The sequence below is a fragment of the Paeniglutamicibacter sp. GQ140 genome (genome assembly GCF_059759235.1).
Genome location: NZ_JCAXDW010000007.1, coordinates 84,599 through 100,719, shown reverse-complemented (window position 1 = coordinate 100,719; position 16,121 = coordinate 84,599). Strand labels below are relative to the sequence as shown.

The window sequence follows — 16,121 nt, the reverse complement described above, 5'->3', positions numbered from 1 at the left end:
GGCCATTCCCCCGGCATGGCACGGCACGGCGCGCTCCCCGTACGAGAACTGGCCCGTTTTGTATACTGGCCATCGCCCCGCGCTGAATAACGTCCCCGACCCCAAGGACCACCCATGCCGGAATTCCGGTCGTCACTGCCCCGTTTGTTCGCTCTTTCCCTCGCGGCAGCGCTGGTCGTCCCCCTTGCGGTGGCCGGTCCGGCCGCGGCAACCCCGGTGCCCGACACCGAGGCCGGTACCACCACGTCCAAGACACCCGGCCAGAAGCCGCCCCCGGAATCCGGGGCCGCAACGCTGCTGGAATCGGCCCTCAATCCGGCCACGAAGGATGTCGCTGCCCCGGAAGTCGATCCGGGCGCAGCCACCGTGGCCGCCAAGGAGATCCGTAACGAACTTAAGTCCGGGGGCAAGCTCTCGGCACCCGAACGCGTCGAGTTGTCGGAGCAGGCGCTCAAGGCCGTCGGAATCGAGGCGCTAGATGCGCAGCTCGGCCAGGGCCAGCGACGCATTGAGGAATCCGGCGACGCGAAAGCCCCGACTTTGGAGGAGTTGGAGACCCTGGCCGCCGCTACCGAGGAGTTGGCAGAAGAGGCACCCGAACAGTCGGGGAATCCCGCAGAAGACCCCGCGGTGGAGGCATCCCCGAATTCGGGCGACGTGCCGGCTCCTCAGTCCCCGTCCTCGGACGCGACACCATCCACCAGCTCCCCGGCGGAGCCCAACCCGACCACTGAGGCGAGCCCCACGGCCGCCGGAGCGGCACCTGAAACCGGAAATGCCTTCGCCGCCGACACAGCTGCACAGGCCACCACCAAAGCGGCGTTCGAGGCCACCTTGGCCGGAGTCACCGTCCCCACTTCGCTGGAAGACCTGCGCACCTGGCGTCCGCCGGGAGTCCTCGGCGTCGACGTCTCCCACCACCAGGGTGACGTCGATTGGGCCCAAGCCTGGGGCAAGGGTGCCCGCTTTGCCTACATCAAGGCAACCCAGTCCTGGCCCACCACGCTGTTCAAGGATCCCAAGTTCGCCCAGAACTACACCGGCTCCGCCAACCAGGGGTTGATGCGCGGCGCCTACCACTTCGCCATGCCTGCCCACTCCTCCGGAGCCACCCAGGCCAAGCAGTTCCTGGCCAACGGCGGCGGCTGGACCGCCGACGGAAAGACTCTTCCGCCCCTGCTGGACATCGAGTGGAACCCGTACACGGCAACCGCCTACTCCGCGGGCAAGGGCAACGTCTGCTACGGCATGACGCCGGCCCAGCTCGTCACCTGGATCAGCGACTTCGGGAACACCGTCAAGGCGGCGACTGGGCGCCTGCCCATGATCTACACCGCCCAGTCCTGGTGGGACAAGTGCACCGGCGACTCCACGGCCTTCAAGGGCTGGCCACTGCATGTCTCGGTGTTCCCCACCGCGGAGGTTCCCAAGAACCCGCGCGAGCTGCCCGAGGGCTGGACGACATTCAACATCTGGCAGTACGCGTCCAACGCCGATCTGATCGGACCGGACAAGGACGTGGACGCCAACGTGTGGAACGGCGACCTGACTTCCCTGCGCGACTTCGCGCGCAACCGGCGCTCCACCCCGTACCGCTTGCTCACCAGCTACCTCGGCAACTACGTGCCGCCAACGCGTCTTGCCCCGGTCCGCCTCTACGGTGCCACGCTCTACGACACGCCCGTGGCGATCTCGCGACGGACCTTCCCCTCGACGACCTCGACCGTGGTCGTTGCCTCCGGCGAGAACTTCCCCGACGCACTGGCCGGATCCCCCTTGGCGACGCTGAAAAAAGCGCCGCTGCTGCTGATCAAGAAGGGGTCGATCCCCTCCTCGGTCGCCGTCGAGCTTCAACGCCTGAATCCCCAGAACATCTTGGTGCTAGGGGGGCCGATCGCCATCAGCGACGCGACCGTCACGAAGCTGAAGGCGTATGGTCCGGTCACCCGGGTATGGGGCAATTCCCTCTATGACACCAGCTCAAAAATCGCCGCCAACTGGTCCTCGGCCCCGACGGTCTTCCTCGCAACCGGCCAGCGCTTCGAGGACGCCATGTCGCTTGCCGCGGTGGCCGCCGGACGCAGGGCACCGATGCTGCTGACCGCACAGTCCGCTGTCCCGGCCACGACGCTGGCCAGCCTCAAGCGGCTCAATCCCACCCGCGTCTACCTGGCCGGCGGACCGCTGGCCATTTCCGCCGAGGCGGAGGCACAGGTGCGCCGCGCGGTGCCGAACGCAACGGTGATCCGGTACGGGGGCAGGACCCTGTACGACACCAGCGCGCTCATCGCCAAGGCCTTCTGGTCCCGTGGGTCCCAGCGCCAGTTCATTGCCACCGGGGCCCGTTTCCCTGACGGCCTTACCGGGGCCGTGGCCGCCGGGTACAACGGGGCACCGTTGCTGCTGGCCCAGAAGACTTGCCTCCCGTCCTCGGTGTCCAACGCATTTGTCTCGATGAAGGGCTGGACCAACGTGCTGCTCGGCGGCCCGCTGGTGCTGGACTCGACGGTCGCCTACCGCGCGGACGGAACGCCGAACGTCTGCTGACGGCGCCGTCTTACGCCAGGCAAGCGGCGCAAGATCGGAATTGTCCTGGTCCGCGGCCCGGAATCATTTTCTACCCCGACGGCGACAAGGCCCCAACCAAATTGGTTGGGGCCTTGTCGCTGGCGCTCAATGCCAGGTGGTGCTCAACTAGACAGCGGCCAGGCCGCGTTCCCCGGTGCGGACCCGGATCACTTCCTCAACATGGGTCACCCAGATCTTCCCGTCCCCGGCGCTGCCGGTGTTGGCGGTGGAGATCAGGACGTCGAGGATGTCGTCGCAGGTGCTCTCTTCCACCAGGATCTCGAGGCGAACCTTGGGGAGCAGGTCGACCGTGTATTCGGCCCCGCGGTAGACCTGGGTGTGGCCGCGCTGCCGGCCGTAGCCGCTGGCCTGGCTGATGGTCATTCCCTGGACGCCGTACGATTCAAGCGCGTCGCGGATCTCTTCGGTCTTTTCGGGCCGGATGATGGCTGTCACCAGTTTCATGCCTTGACCTCTTCCTTGACTCGGTCTGCGGACTTCAGGTGTGCGGAGGTGGCCGGGTGCGGAACGAAGGTTCCGCCGGTGCCCAGGCCGCCGAACTCGTAGCCGGTTTCGGCGTGCTGCATCAGGTCGATGCCGGCGATTTCCTCTTCGGTGCTGATGCGGAAGCCCATGAACTTGTGGATTGCCAGGCCGATGACGGTTGTCATGATGGCCGTGAAGGCCATGACCACGACGCAGGCAACGATCTGGGCCCAGAGCTGGGCGAGTCCGCCGCCGTAGAACAGGCCGCCGCCTTCACCGTCGACGGGAAGGGCGATGAAGCCCAGGGCGAGGGTGCCTATGATCCCCGAGACCAGGTGCACACCGACCACGTCCAGGGAGTCGTCGTAGCCCCAGCGGTACTTCAGCCCCACCGCGAGGGCGGAGGCAACGCCGGCGAGAAGGCCAAGGCCGATCGCGGCGACCGGGCTGATGTTGGCGCAGGCGGGGGTGATGGCCACCAGTCCGGCAACGATGCCCGATGCAGCTCCCAGGGAGGTGCTGTGCCCGTCGCGGATGCGTTCAACCACGAGCCAGCCCAGCAGCGCGGCGGAAGGGGCGGCGAGCGTGTTGACCCAAATCAGGCCAGCTTCCTCGGCGGTGCTTGCGGCTCCCCCGTTGAATCCGAACCAGCCGAACCAGAGCAGGGCGGCACCGAGCATGACGAAGGGGATGTTGTGCGGGCGCTGGCTGGGATCCTTGGCAAAGCCGCGGCGCTTGCCGAGGATGAGTGCGAGGATCAGGCCCGCCACGCCGGCGTTGATGTGGACCACAGTGCCGCCGGCGAAGTCGATGGCTTCCCCGACCACGGAGCCGATGGCCCCGTCTTCACCGAGGATGCCGCCGCCCCAGATCCAGAAGGCGATGGGGGCGTAGACGAGGGTCACCCAGACGGGGACGAAAACCATCCAGGCGCTGAACTTGGCACGGTCGGCAATGGCGCCGGAAATCAGCGCAACGGTGATGATCGCGAAGGTCGCTCCATAACCGGCAGCGATGAAGCCGTCGGTACCGAGCATTGATCCCATCCCGAATCCGTCTGCGGGGTTTCCGAACAAGCCGGCGATGTTGGCGCCGCCGCCCGAAATGGAGTTGCCCCAAAGCACCCACACCACGGTGACGAGGGCGATGGCCGAAAAGCTCATCATCATCATGTTCAGTACGCTCTTGGCCCTGGTCATTCCGCCGTAGAAGAATGCCAGTGCCGGGGTCATCAGCAGGACGAGCGCGGCGCACACCATCATCCATACCTGAGTCGTTGTTAGCTCCATGTCTAACGCCTCCCTGAATCGTTTGCGAGTGTTTCCCGACTGATTCAAGAATTCCCTGACGGTGTTACGTCCAACACGATCAACCGTTTCGTGGTGGTTACCGAATGCGCCTGGAGGTAAAAGGCAGGTGTCCCCAATATTTCCGCTGTGTTTCGGAAACCGTGCGGGCATGGCAAAGGCCCCCGGTTCAAATATGAACCAGGGGCCCGTTTTGCCGTCAGCCTTTGAGCGGCTATTTATTGGCTCCTTGGGTCAGGAAAGCTGCCATTCCTCGGCGAACGGGGTGGCCAGGCCGGCCCACGGCTTGTTTGTATCGCGCCAATTGACCACATCCGGATCTCCTTGGACTTCGTAGCCGGGGGTATGGTTCCAACGGAAGTTGAGTTCGGTGCGTTTCGACCCTACGAAAACATTGACGGCCTCGCGGAAGCTCATCCCATAATCCAGGATCATGGGCACAAGGTGTCCAGCCAGGTTTCCGGTCCGGGCACGTTCAAGATCGACGACCATGACGTTGGGGTCAAAGGTCTTGAAATCGCTGGTGAGCTGCCGGTGCGTCGCAAACACGAATTCGAGGGCCCTTTGGTTATCTGTCTTCTGCCGGCCGGAAACTCGGCGAATCAGCTCCAGACCACTTTGACGCCCATGATTCCGGTCATCACTTGCGGTGACGAAGTCTCCTGCGGCGGGTGCCTGGGCAACGAGCAAGGAAAGGTCCGACCGAACCAGTGCTGAGGCGGGAAGGAAAACGGCCGTGGCAGCATTGGGCAAGCATTCGGCAGCGAGCGCAAGCGCCAACTCGTGTCGCTTGGCGGCGGAAAGTCCGCTGCCCAACGTATCGAATGCGGACGCTGCGGGACTTATCCAGTTAATTGACAGGGGCAGGTCCTGGGCAATGACTTCGTTTCGTTCCGCATCGGTCGGATCGACGCAGAGGATCCAGACCTCCACGGGACCTGTTGTGTGAGCCGCGATTGACCGCACCAACTTGGCTAGATGCTTCAACTCGCCTCGTCGAACGTCGACCACAACGTGTGTCGTTTCGGCGTCCGTGGCCCCTACCCCGGTTGCGGCAAGCGCCGACAGGACCGGTGAGAGTTCCTCGTTGCCGATGACGCGAAGATTGGCCGAAGCCAGGTAGTCGTCTGCTTCGGCCATGGCGGGGGCACAGATTTCGCGCCATTTGGCGTAAACGTCGCCTTCGCTGGCACCGGTGGCGATGAATTGGAGCATGGTGGAAGCCTTGTCCAAGATGCCTTGCCGAATCCGGTCAAAGTCCTCGTCGGTGGTGTCGATCAGGCCGCCGAAGCGATTGTCGGAGCGGTTCTTGGGCAAAAAGGTCACCTTCGAGCCAACCGAGCGCGCCGGGAGGAAGCAGTGCAAGCGTGAGGTCACCACGGTGTTGTATTCCAGGTGATAGTGGGATACCCAGTCACGAGCGAGCCGGAGGTTCTGCTCGAACGAGAGAGAACGGATCCCTGTTTGGACCTGGGTTCGGGATTCCCCCGGACCAGTCTGCGGCGAATCGACGTAGAGGGTGGCATTTCGCGTATCTTCGCCGTCGCGCCGGAATACCGTGTCGATGGTCGTCGTCATGCATCCAGAGAAGAACGCAGGCACTCCGACGGCCCTGAGCAGCGCGACGGTCTGCCAATCACGACAACCCACCGGAGCATACTTGCGCAGGTACTCGATGGCGTCCGGTGTCAACATGGCCGGAAAGCGGACGAAAACGGAGAGCAGGATCGGCCGGAGGTTTTCGTGAAAAGGAACACCGAAGCCCTGGTTGAACGTATCGTGCATGAACCAGCCAAATGTGAGCGCCCAGGTTTGCTTCGGGAGCGCCTGATAGGGGCTTCCGTCACGATTGAGTTCGAGAAGATTCAAGGTGGCGGCCGACCCGTCCACCATTCGCTCATTCTTGGCAGATGCCCTTAGCTCTTCGGCGAACTTGACGATCTCTGGGTTGCCGGCAAAGTTAAAGTTCCGCTGGCGGACGATGTGCCCCATGGACGCCACCGTTTGGATGTAATCCCCAATGTTCCGCGACGTAATATCCGGCTGCTCGTACCCCATGATGCCGTAGTTGATGGTGCCTTCGATCTCCGGGATCTCGGCCCTTCGGCTTCCTTCAGGCAGCCATGTGGCCAGACGCGCAACTTCTTTCCGAAAGTGCTTCGTCGTGGTGGCTTCCGGAAGCTCCTGTGCCATCCCGATGAGCAGTCTGGCCTGGTCATGGAGGCCGCGCGCCAGAGCCTTCTGCGCCACATGCAGCAACGCCGAAGAGCTCCAGCGACGGACACGACCGGAGTCAATGTCAGCGTCGAGGATAGACGACATTTTCGCGCCCAGCACGCCAAAGCCGGCAGCGTAGAGTTCATCCGCTACTGCTTCCGACGCAGGTGTATTCGCTATTTCGGAAAAGACCTCCCAGGCGCTGACATATCCCGAGCTACGGAGCAATCCAACGCCGAGGATGGCCGTGCCCATGGTACGGGTGGCCGGCTGGCTTCGAAGGGAATGACCTATTGCCACGGCCTTGGTGCGGTCGCCGGCCTTGATCAGGTGTCGGACACCGGTCAGTACAGACTGGTCCAGGGATTCACCGCGAGCCAACTGCTCAAGATTCACCATCCCTGATTTTGCCTTGCGTGCTGCCTCGACTTTCAGTTGGACGGCATCCTTGGTGGGCGGGGTAGCACCCTTTCCGTTTCCAGACGAATCCGCCTCCGGAAATTCCCCTTCCAGCGCCCGGTATCCGTGGATGAAGGCGTCGGCAGTCACTGAAGACGCGGTCTGGACAGACTTCGTGGCGGTTGTGCCCGCGAGGCGTGACACGGTCGGCATGACCTGTCGGGCGGCAGGGCCCAGGACTTTTTTGAGGCTCTTTTTCAGGGGTGGGACAAAGGGAGAGGTGGACCAGATCGTTGGGCTCAAGGATTGCGCCTACAGCTTTCAGTCGAAGTTGATGCAAATAATTTACAAGTGTATCGGTGCCAAGTTGTCTCGAACCCGGTAGCGGATTGGCCGTGGCGTGCGGTTTCCCATGGGGCAATCCGGGGCCGGAACACCGATGGAAGGGCCTGGGATGCCTCCTGCGGGACCAGACTCGGAAGATCGATGGCAGCTTGCGCCTGGAACCGGCATTCCTCGATGCATCGGTAGCGTCGCCAAGGTTTCGGACGGAGACTTGTCGCCGCGATCCCCCGGACGCACGAAGGCGGTTCCGACGTGGAACCCCGCATGGATTCGAGAACAAAAATCCGAAAATCAATCGGGGAATAGAGGATCCATATATGTCCTTACTTTACTGATACGCCGACCAGAGTCTCACTGATCTTTTCGTCCAGCTTCTCTGTGAGAGTACGGGCAAACGTTGCAGTGATATGTGATCCGTCGAAGTATGGAACGACCGAACCAATGATGGCGGGACAGTTGTCCGGCCCACAGAAGTATTTGGTCATATCAACGATTCCAACGTAGGAAAAGTCGTTTTCCTGCTCCGCGGTGGCAAGTGGATCCAAGGATTTCCATGACTTCGCCGTACCGGAGCACTCCTTCATTGGGTCATCGCTGCTGGCCAAACAATCCGGGACGTTGCTGACAGTGTTCCCGGGGAACGGGGTGTCGCGGATGATCACAATGGGCGTTCGCGCCGCTTTCCACCTTTCAAGGTAACTGGCATAACCGTCAACGGCTGGCTGCTCGGTATTGGCCAAGTCGAACCCTTCCACGGGTCGTACTTGCCGGTTGGAGGTGATGATCAAGTCGTACTTGCCCGATTGCGTTTCCTGCTGAACCCATTTGCCGTAGTCAAGACATCCCTTGATCTTGGCCGGCGTGCCGAATGCGGTGGGCGCGTCGGTCGGTGTGCAGCTCGACGCCAGATATGTGGTGATTGTCCACCCTTGGCGATCGGCAATCTCGGCCAACGCCGGCAGCCACTGTCCTGCATGTGAGTTGCCGGTGAGTGCAACTTGGACCTTGCCGTCTCCATAAGTGCAGACAGGTCGCTCGCTATAGTCGCCATTGGACCAGCACTGGTCCGCGTAGGCCTGGGACTTGTCGTTCTTGGCGGCAGCCGGCGAGGGGACCATCGGGGATGCACCGGTGTTGGCGCACGAGTTCATCATCGCCGCGGCGCCGAAACAGTCCACGCCGACCTCAGCCTGCACACGTTGGATTTCGGTGGCCAACTTATCGCCGGTTTCCTCATTGCTCGACCCGGCATTCACCATGGCGGCTCCAAGGAGACCCAGGATTACGGTGCCGGCCAATAGGAATCGACCTCCGGTCAGGATCCTGCCCGTGTCCAGGTGGGCGCGGAAGCGGTCCTCCACATAGCGCTTGGTGATCATTGAAAGGACAATTGTCGCCGCGATGATTGCGGCCTTGTCCAGCAGGCCGAGCTCGCCACTGTAGAACGGCAGGAATACGATAAGCGGCCAATGCCACAGGTAGATCGAATACGAGTGGTCGCCGAGGAAGCGCGACGCAGAATGGCCCAGCAGTCCCTTGGGTGAGTGGGCATGCGAAGCATTGGCCCAGATCACCAACGCAGTGCCAAGGACGGGCAGGGCCGCGGCATAGCCGGGGAACGGGGTGGCACCGCTGTAGGCGACACCTGCATAGGCGATGGCCAGCAACCCGATCCAGGCCAGGACGGCGTTGAACCTCGAGCGACGCAGCATCGTGCTCGCCGCGGGAAGCACGGCAGCAAGGGCGCCGATGGCGAGTTCCCAGGCACGGGTGAAGGTGGAGAAATAGGCAATCCCCGGATCTGTCACGGTGGAGATGGCGGAGAAGGCCAGCGAGGCCACCACTATCAGGGCGATGCCGGTCGCGACCACCACCCCGGTATTTTTGCGCAGCATGACCGCCAGGGCCACCAAGGCGGCAATGATCACCGGCCAGAAAAGGTAGAACTGTTCCTCAACGGACAACGACCAGAAGTGCTGGACCGCCGATACGGCGTTGTCTGCCGCGAGGTAGTCCACGCTGGTTGACGCCAACCGCCAGTTCTGGACGTAGAAGGTCGAGGCAACAACCTGGCTGGCCCAGTCCTTCCACACCGTCACCGGGGCAATGAGTGGAATGGCAGCCAACGTCGCACCGAGGACCAAGAACGAGGCCGGCAGCAGGCGCTTGACCCGCCGCATCCAGAAGGCCACCAAGTCCGACCACGACTTCGGGGGCCGCTTCATCAGGTGCGAAGTGATCAGGAATCCGGAGATCACAAAGAAAACGTCGACGCCGATGAAACCGCCGGTCAGTCGCTGTGGCCACAAGTGGTAGACGACCACCAGGGACACCGCGATGGCACGGAGTCCCTGGATGTCGCCGCGGAAGACCTTGGACTGTCCGTGCTTGTTTCCCTCGCCAACTCCGCTGCCAGTCCCCGGGGCGTTGGGTTCGGCGAAATGACGGCCCTTGACTTGGGTGGATCCTTGGGTTTCTTGAATCATCTGTCCTTAGTCCAGCAGTGCGTCGACGAACGCCGCCGCATCGAATGGCGCCAGGTCGTCCGGTCCCTCGCCCAGGCCGACCAACTTGACCGGCACGCCGAGCTGGCGCTGGATGGCGACAACGATGCCACCCTTGGCGGTGCCGTCGAGCTTGGTCAGCACGATGCCGGTGACGTTGACGACCTCGGAAAAGACCTTAGCCTGGTTCAGGCCGTTCTGGCCGGTGGTTGCATCGAGGACGAGGAGGACCTCGTCAACGGTTGCCTTCTTTTCGATGACGCGCTTGATCTTTCCCAGCTCGTCCATCAGCCCGACCTTGTTCTGCAGCCGGCCGGCGGTGTCGATCATGACGATGTCGACTTCCTGCTCGATGCCGGCGGTCACTGCCTCGAAGGCCACGGAGGCGGGGTCGGCGCCATCGATGTCGGACTTGACGGTGGGAACGCCCACGCGGTCCCCCCAGGTGGCTAGCTGCTCGGCGGCCGCGGCGCGGAACGTGTCGGCCGCACCCAGGATGACGTCCTTGTCCTCGGCGACCAACACCCGTGCCAACTTGCCGATGGTCGTGGTCTTGCCGACGCCGTTGACGCCGACCACCATGATCACGTTGGGGCGGTCCGCGTGGCGGACGGGGATGAAGTTTCGGTCCATGGCCGGATCGACCAGCTTGATGAGTTCCTCGCGCAGCATGTCGTGGACGCGCTGGGGGTCCCGGCTGCCTTCAACCTTGACGCGCCCACGCAGGGCGTCCACGAGCTCGAGGGTCGGCTCCGTTCCCAGGTCGGCCAGGAGCAGGGTCTCCTCGATTTCGTCCCAGACGTCCTCGTCGATCTTGTCCTGGCTCAGCAGGGCCAGCAGGCCCTTGCCCAGGACGTTGTTCGACTTCGTCAGGCGGGCCCGCAGGCGTGCCAGGCGACCCTGGACGGGCTCGGGGACGTCAATGGGGACGAAGACCTTGCCGGCGGCTTCCTCGGCGACCTCGGTCTCCGGGGCTTCCGGCGTTTCCACCGGGGCGCCCGTTTCCGGGGCCTCGGTGGTGGGTGCTTCGGCGGTGAGGGTGGGCGCTGGGTCGTTGGCGTCGCGCGGACCGGTGTACGTTCCCTTGGGTGCCTTCCGGCCCCGGACAAGGAAGAAGGCAGCACCAATACCGACGACGGCAACCACTGCAACAAGGACAATGATCAAGTTAAGTTGTTCTGACACCGTCCTAGCTTCTCACAGACTAAACTTGTCTTACTTATGCCAAAGAATGCCTCGACCCCCAATTTCCCGGAAAAGTCGGTTAATACCGACTTGCGGAAACTGCCGTCGGTACCCCGTGAAATCCGCGTGCTTGTCGCGGCCGCCTTCGTTGTCGCCCTCGGATTCGGGCTCATTGCCCCGATCCTGCCGCAATTCGCCACGAGCTTTAATGTCGGCGTTGCGGCGGCCAGCGTCATTGTCAGCATCTTCGCCTTCGCCCGCCTGGTTTTCGCCCCGGTCAGCGGCAAGCTGACCGACTGGCTGGGAGAGCCTGCCGTGTACGTCACCGGCGTGCTGATCGTTGCCGCCTCGACCATCCTCTGCGGCTTTGCCCAGTCCTACACGCAGCTGCTGGTCTTCCGCGGCCTGGGCGGCCTGGGCTCGACCATGTTCACGGTCTCGGCCATGGCCCTGATCGCCCGCATGTCACCGCCCCAAATTCGCGGCCGCATCGCCGGGCTGTATTCCGGCTCCTTCCTGCTGGGCAACGTCGCAGGTCCGGTACTCGGTTCCCTTGCCGCGGGCATGGGCTTTCGGATCCCGTTCTTCATTTACGGCGGGGCGCTCGTGGTCGCGGCCTCTATCGTCTATTTCTCCCTGTCCCACTCGCGCCGCGCAACCGTGAAGACGGCTGCGGAAAAGGCAGCTCCTGTGGCCGACCGCATACCCCTTTCCGAGGCCTGGGGCGCGGCGTCCTTCAAGGCAGCATTGGTTTCCGGCTTCACCAATGGCTGGATGGCCTTCGGCGTGCGGATGTCCCTGATTCCGCTCTTTGCCGTCGCCGCCTTCGCCTCGCAGGGCACGCTGCTCGCGGGCCTGGCTCTGGCGATCTTCGCCGTGGGAAATGGTGCGGCCCTGACCGTGGCGGGCAGGCTCACCGACACCTACGGCCGCCGCCTGCCGATCCTGGTCGGGCTGACCGTCGCCTCGCTGGCCACCGCAGCCATCGGCTGGGTCGACACCATTCCCCTGTTCATCGCCTTGTCTGTCATCGGGGGCCTCGGGACCGGGCTGATGGGCCCGGCGCAGCAGGCGGCCATCGCCGACGTGGTCGGCCAGGGCCGCAACGGCGGAAAGGTCATGGCCACCTTCCAGATGGCAACCGACTTCGGCTCCATCATCGGTCCGATCCTGGCTGGTTTGATCGCCGACAGGGCAGGCTTCGGGTGGGCATTCACGGTCAGTGGCGCCCTGGGGCTGATGGGGGTCATTGCCTGGCTCCCGGTCAGGGAAAGGCGCGAGGCGGCCGCCACCGATGCTCCAGACTCGGCCGCCAATCCGGGTTCCCCGTCGGAACCACGCGACGAGAAACGGTGAACTCCCCGGGCTGAACCAAGCCGCATTGGCGCCTGCCTCGTGGCCGGGCGGCCCGCGGCTGGGTCGCGTCAGGCGCTCTGCGCGTCCTCGCGCTCGATGCGCTGGCTGATCACCATGGAAACGCCGTCCCCGCGCATTGTGACGCCATAGAGCGCGTCGGCGACCTCCATGGTGCGCTTCTGGTGCGTGATCACAATGAGCTGGCTCGATTCGCGCAGCTCCTCGAAGATCGTGATCAGCCGGCCCAGGTTGGTGTCGTCCAGGGCCGCCTCCACCTCGTCCATGACATAGAACGGGGAGGGCCGGGCCTTGAAGATGGCCACCAGAAGGGCAACGGCGGTCAGTGACCGCTCGCCTCCGGAGAGCAGGGAAAGGCGCTTGATCTTCTTGCCTGCCGGGCGGGCCTCCACCTCGATGCCGGTGGTCAGCATGTTCTCCGGGTCGGTGAGGACCAAACGTCCCTCTCCCCCGGGGAAGAGCCTGCCAAAGACGCGCTCGAACTGTGCCGCGGTGTCCTCGTAGGCCTCCGTGAAGGCACGCTCAACCCGTTCGTCGACGTCCTTGATGATGTCCAGCAGGTCCTTGCGGCTCTTTTTCAGGTCCTCGAGCTGCGAGGTCAGGAACTGGTGGCGTTCCTCGAGCGCGGCGAACTCCTCCAGCGCCAGCGGGTTGACCCGTCCCAGCGCCGAGAGATCCCGTTCGGCCCGTTTCAGCCGCTTTTCCTGCTCCACCCGGTCGAACGGGATTCCCTCGGGAATTTCGTTCCCCTCGTCGTCGACTTCCTGGCGAAGGGCCGCCCATTTGTCGTCCTCGGCCGCCGGTTGCGGCACCGGCAGGTGCGGCCCGAAGTTCTCGATCAGGTGCTCGCTGGTCAGTCCGAGTTCCTCGATGGACCGGTTTTCCAGCGTCTCGATGCGCATGCGCTGCTCGGCGCGTGCCATTTCGTCGCGGTGCACCGAGTTGGTCAGTTCCGCCAGCTCGTGGCCCAGCTTGTCGACCCTGCCGCGGACCACTGACAGCTCCGCCTCCAGTTCCTCGCGGCGTGCCTGGAATTGTTCCCGTTCCCTGTCGGCAAGCTCGATGGAAACGTCCATGAAGGAGACGACGCGCTCGACCTTTGCCGAGACCTCGCGGGCAGCAATTGCCTGCTTGCGGCGGATCTCGGCCCGGCGTTGCGCCTCCGCACGCGCGCGGCGTTCGGTCTCCGCGGCGCGCTTGAGCGACTCGACACGGCCGCGCAGCCCGTTGGCCCGCTCCTCCGCGCTGCGCAGCGCCAGGCGCGCGTCAAGTTCCTTCTGGCGGGCGGCGGCGGCTGCCGCGGCAAGTTCGTCACGCCGGTCGGTCTCGGGTTCGTGGTCCTCGGGAGCCTCCTGGGCCATGTCCAGGCGCTCGATGAGCTCGGCGAGCTTCTCCTGCTCCACCTCAAGCTTCTCCTGCGCCACCGCGATCTGCTGTTCGAGGCGTTCGCGTTCCCCCTGCCCCTGGCGCAGCAGCGACCCCAGCTGTTCCATTCGCTGGGCCACAGCCGAAATCCTGGCATCCGAATCGTGCAACCGGCTCAGCGCCGAGTCGGCCGCTTCCTCTGCGGACATGAGCCTGGCCGTGAGGTCGGCTGCCTCAAGGCGCAGGGCGCCGAGGCTTTCCTCGACCGCTGCAAGCTCGGCGGCCGTTTCCGTGATTGCAGCGTTCTGTTCGATCAGTGAGGGAGCAGCGGTGGTTCCGCCGCTGGCAGAGCCGGCGGTGAGAATGTCGCCGGCCAATGTCACTGCACGGGCGTTCGCATCGTGTGCCAGAAGCTGCTGCGCCTCGGCAAGGTCCGTGGCAACCACCGTGCTTCCCAGCAGGTGCGCCAGCGTGCCGCGCAGGGCCTCGGGTGCGCTGATGACGTCCAGCGCATGTTTCCCGAAGGGGGCCAGCGATGTGTTATTGGCGGCCGCGTCAAGGTTGCCGCTCACCAGGTGGACGCGACCCCCGTCCGCTTCCCGGAGTCCTCCAAGAATTGCCAGCGCGTGGTCCAATTCCTCCACCGCTATGGCCTCGGCAATCGGACCCAGGGCAGCCGCCACGGCGACCTCGAATCCAGGTTCGACTTCCAGATATTGCGAGAGGCGACCCATCAAACCATCATGCCCGCCGGCCAGGACGTCTTCCGAGGCATCCTTGCGGATGGCCCCCTCACGCAAGGCCTCAAGCCTTCCACGCAGGGAACCCAACCGCGTGGCAAGTTCCTGTTCCCGTTTGCGCTGGGAATCCATTGTTGCAACCAGGGCCTCGTGGCGGTCGGCGGCGTGTTCATAGGCCGTGTCAAGGTCCTCCTCGCCGTCCTGCACGGAGGCGGCCTGCTGCTCCAGGGCGGCAAACTCGTTGGCCGTGCCCTCACGGCGCGCAGCCCAACCCTGGAGCGACTCGCGCAAACGGCCCAGCTCGCCCTCGGCGGCCTCGACCTTGCTCCGGGAGGCACCCACCTGGCCGGCGAGCCTGGCCAGCCCCTCCCTGCGGTCAGCGGCAACCCGCAGCTCGTTGGTCAGGCGTTGCTGTTCGGCATGGGCCGCTTCCTCGGCATCCGACTTGGCCTCGAGTGCTTCCTCCAGCAGGTCCTGGCGCATCTCAAGGTTTTCCTCGAGTTCCTCCAGCTCATCGCGCAGGCGCTCGGCCTGGGCCTCCAGGCGGTCGGGGTCGCGGCTTGGGTCAAATTCAACGCCGTCGGAACCCAGCAAGCGGGAGCGTTCGGCCGACAGCGCTCCCAGGGAGCGGAATCGCTCGCGGGTCGAGGTCAGCCCGAACCACAGGTCCCGGGCCTTGTTCAGGGCCGGGGTGGCATGGGCCGCGGCCACTTCAAGGGTGGTGAGTTCTGCGCGGGATTCCTCGAGTCGACCCTGGACCACTTGCTGTGCGGCGCGTTGCTCTGCCTCGTCGGCTATGTCCTTGTCAAGGGCGGCGCGCAGGGTCACCAGGTCATCGGCCATGAGCCTGGACTTGGCGTCCCGCACCTCGAATTGCACGCTCTGGGCCCGGCGGGCGATCTTGGCCTGCTTGCCCAGGGGCGTGAGCTGCCGGCGGATCTCAGTGGTCAGGTCCTCGAGCCGGTTCAGGTTTCCCTGCATGGCGTCGAGTTTTCGCACGGTCTTTTCCTTGCGCCGACGGTGCTTGAGCACCCCGGCCGCCTCTTCGATGAATCCGCGGCGGTCCTCGGGCGTGGCGTGCAGGATCCGGTCGAGCTGGCCCTGGCCGACGATCACGTGCATTTCACGGCCCAGCCCGGAGTCGGACAGGAGTTCCTGGATATCCAGGAGCCTGCAGGAGTTCCCGTTGATCGCGTATTCGGAGCCGCCCGCGCGGAACAGCGTCCGGGAGATGGTGACCTCGGCGTATTCGATGGGCAGCGCGCCGTCGGCGTTGTCGATCGTCAGGGAGACGTGGGCCCGGCCGAGCGGGGCGCGGCCGGAGGTGCCGGCGAAGATGACATCTTCCATCTTGCCGCCACGCAGGGTTTTTGCCCCCTGCTCCCCCATGACCCAGGCCAAGGCGTCCACGACGTTTGACTTGCCCGAACCGTTGGGACCGACCACTGCCGTGACACCCGGTTCGAATTCGAAGGTCGTTGCCGAGGCAAACGACTTGAATCCGCGAACGGTGAGTGTTTTCAAATGCACGTGGAAGCGTCCTGGGTTTTTGGTGGCTAAAGTGGTCGGAGGGCTGGCCTCCATCCTATCGAGTCACCTCGGCTCAACGGCGTAGGTCAGGCCCTGCATAC

8 protein-coding genes are annotated in these 16,121 nt (G+C 64.2%); 2 read left to right on the top strand and 6 right to left on the bottom strand.

Going from position 1 to position 16,121, the window contains the following annotated elements; translation table 11 throughout:
- Positions 1-114 precede the first annotated feature (114 nt).
- On the top strand, positions 115-2,547 hold the full coding sequence (locus AC6CHY_RS11835; protein ID WP_498226818.1) for a cell wall-binding repeat-containing protein: 2,433 nt from the start codon (positions 115-117) through the stop codon (positions 2,545-2,547).
- Between the two features lie 147 nt (positions 2,548-2,694).
- Here AC6CHY_RS11835 and AC6CHY_RS11830 read toward each other — a convergent pair whose 3' ends face one another.
- From AC6CHY_RS11830 to ftsY, 5 genes are all read right to left on the bottom strand, one after another.
- Positions 2,695-3,033 carry a P-II family nitrogen regulator gene (locus AC6CHY_RS11830; RefSeq protein ID WP_498226817.1) on the bottom strand — a complete coding sequence of 113 codons (339 nt, stop codon included), beginning with the start codon at positions 3,031-3,033 and terminating at the stop codon, positions 2,695-2,697.
- Positions 3,030-4,343 (bottom strand): ammonium transporter, encoded by a 1,314-nt coding sequence (locus AC6CHY_RS11825; RefSeq protein ID WP_498226816.1) that lies wholly within the window; start codon positions 4,341-4,343, stop codon positions 3,030-3,032. Before AC6CHY_RS11825 ends, AC6CHY_RS11830 begins: the two co-directional genes overlap by 4 nt.
- Positions 4,344-4,595: 252 nt before the next feature.
- Positions 4,596-7,280 (bottom strand): glycosyltransferase family protein, encoded by a 2,685-nt coding sequence (locus AC6CHY_RS11820; RefSeq protein WP_498226815.1) that lies wholly within the window; start codon positions 7,278-7,280, stop codon positions 4,596-4,598.
- A gap of 365 nt (positions 7,281-7,645) precedes the next feature.
- On the bottom strand, positions 7,646-9,808 hold the full coding sequence (locus AC6CHY_RS11815; protein WP_498226814.1) for an acyltransferase family protein: 2,163 nt from the start codon (positions 9,806-9,808) through the stop codon (positions 7,646-7,648).
- Positions 9,809-9,814: 6 nt separating this feature from the next.
- On the bottom strand, positions 9,815-11,011 hold the full coding sequence (gene ftsY / locus AC6CHY_RS11810; protein ID WP_498226813.1) for a signal recognition particle-docking protein FtsY: 1,197 nt from the start codon (positions 11,009-11,011) through the stop codon (positions 9,815-9,817).
- A 36-nt stretch (positions 11,012-11,047) separates the two neighbouring features.
- Here ftsY and AC6CHY_RS11805 point away from each other — a divergent pair, with 36 nt between their 5' ends.
- Complete coding sequence (locus AC6CHY_RS11805) at positions 11,048-12,367, top strand: MFS transporter (protein WP_498226812.1); 1,320 nt, start codon at positions 11,048-11,050, stop codon at positions 12,365-12,367.
- Between the two features lie 68 nt (positions 12,368-12,435).
- Here AC6CHY_RS11805 and smc read toward each other — a convergent pair whose 3' ends face one another.
- Entirely contained in the window at positions 12,436-16,020 is a 3,585-nt protein-coding gene (gene smc, locus AC6CHY_RS11800; RefSeq protein WP_498226811.1) for a chromosome segregation protein SMC, read from the bottom strand.
- Between the last annotated feature and the right edge of the window lie 101 nt (positions 16,021-16,121).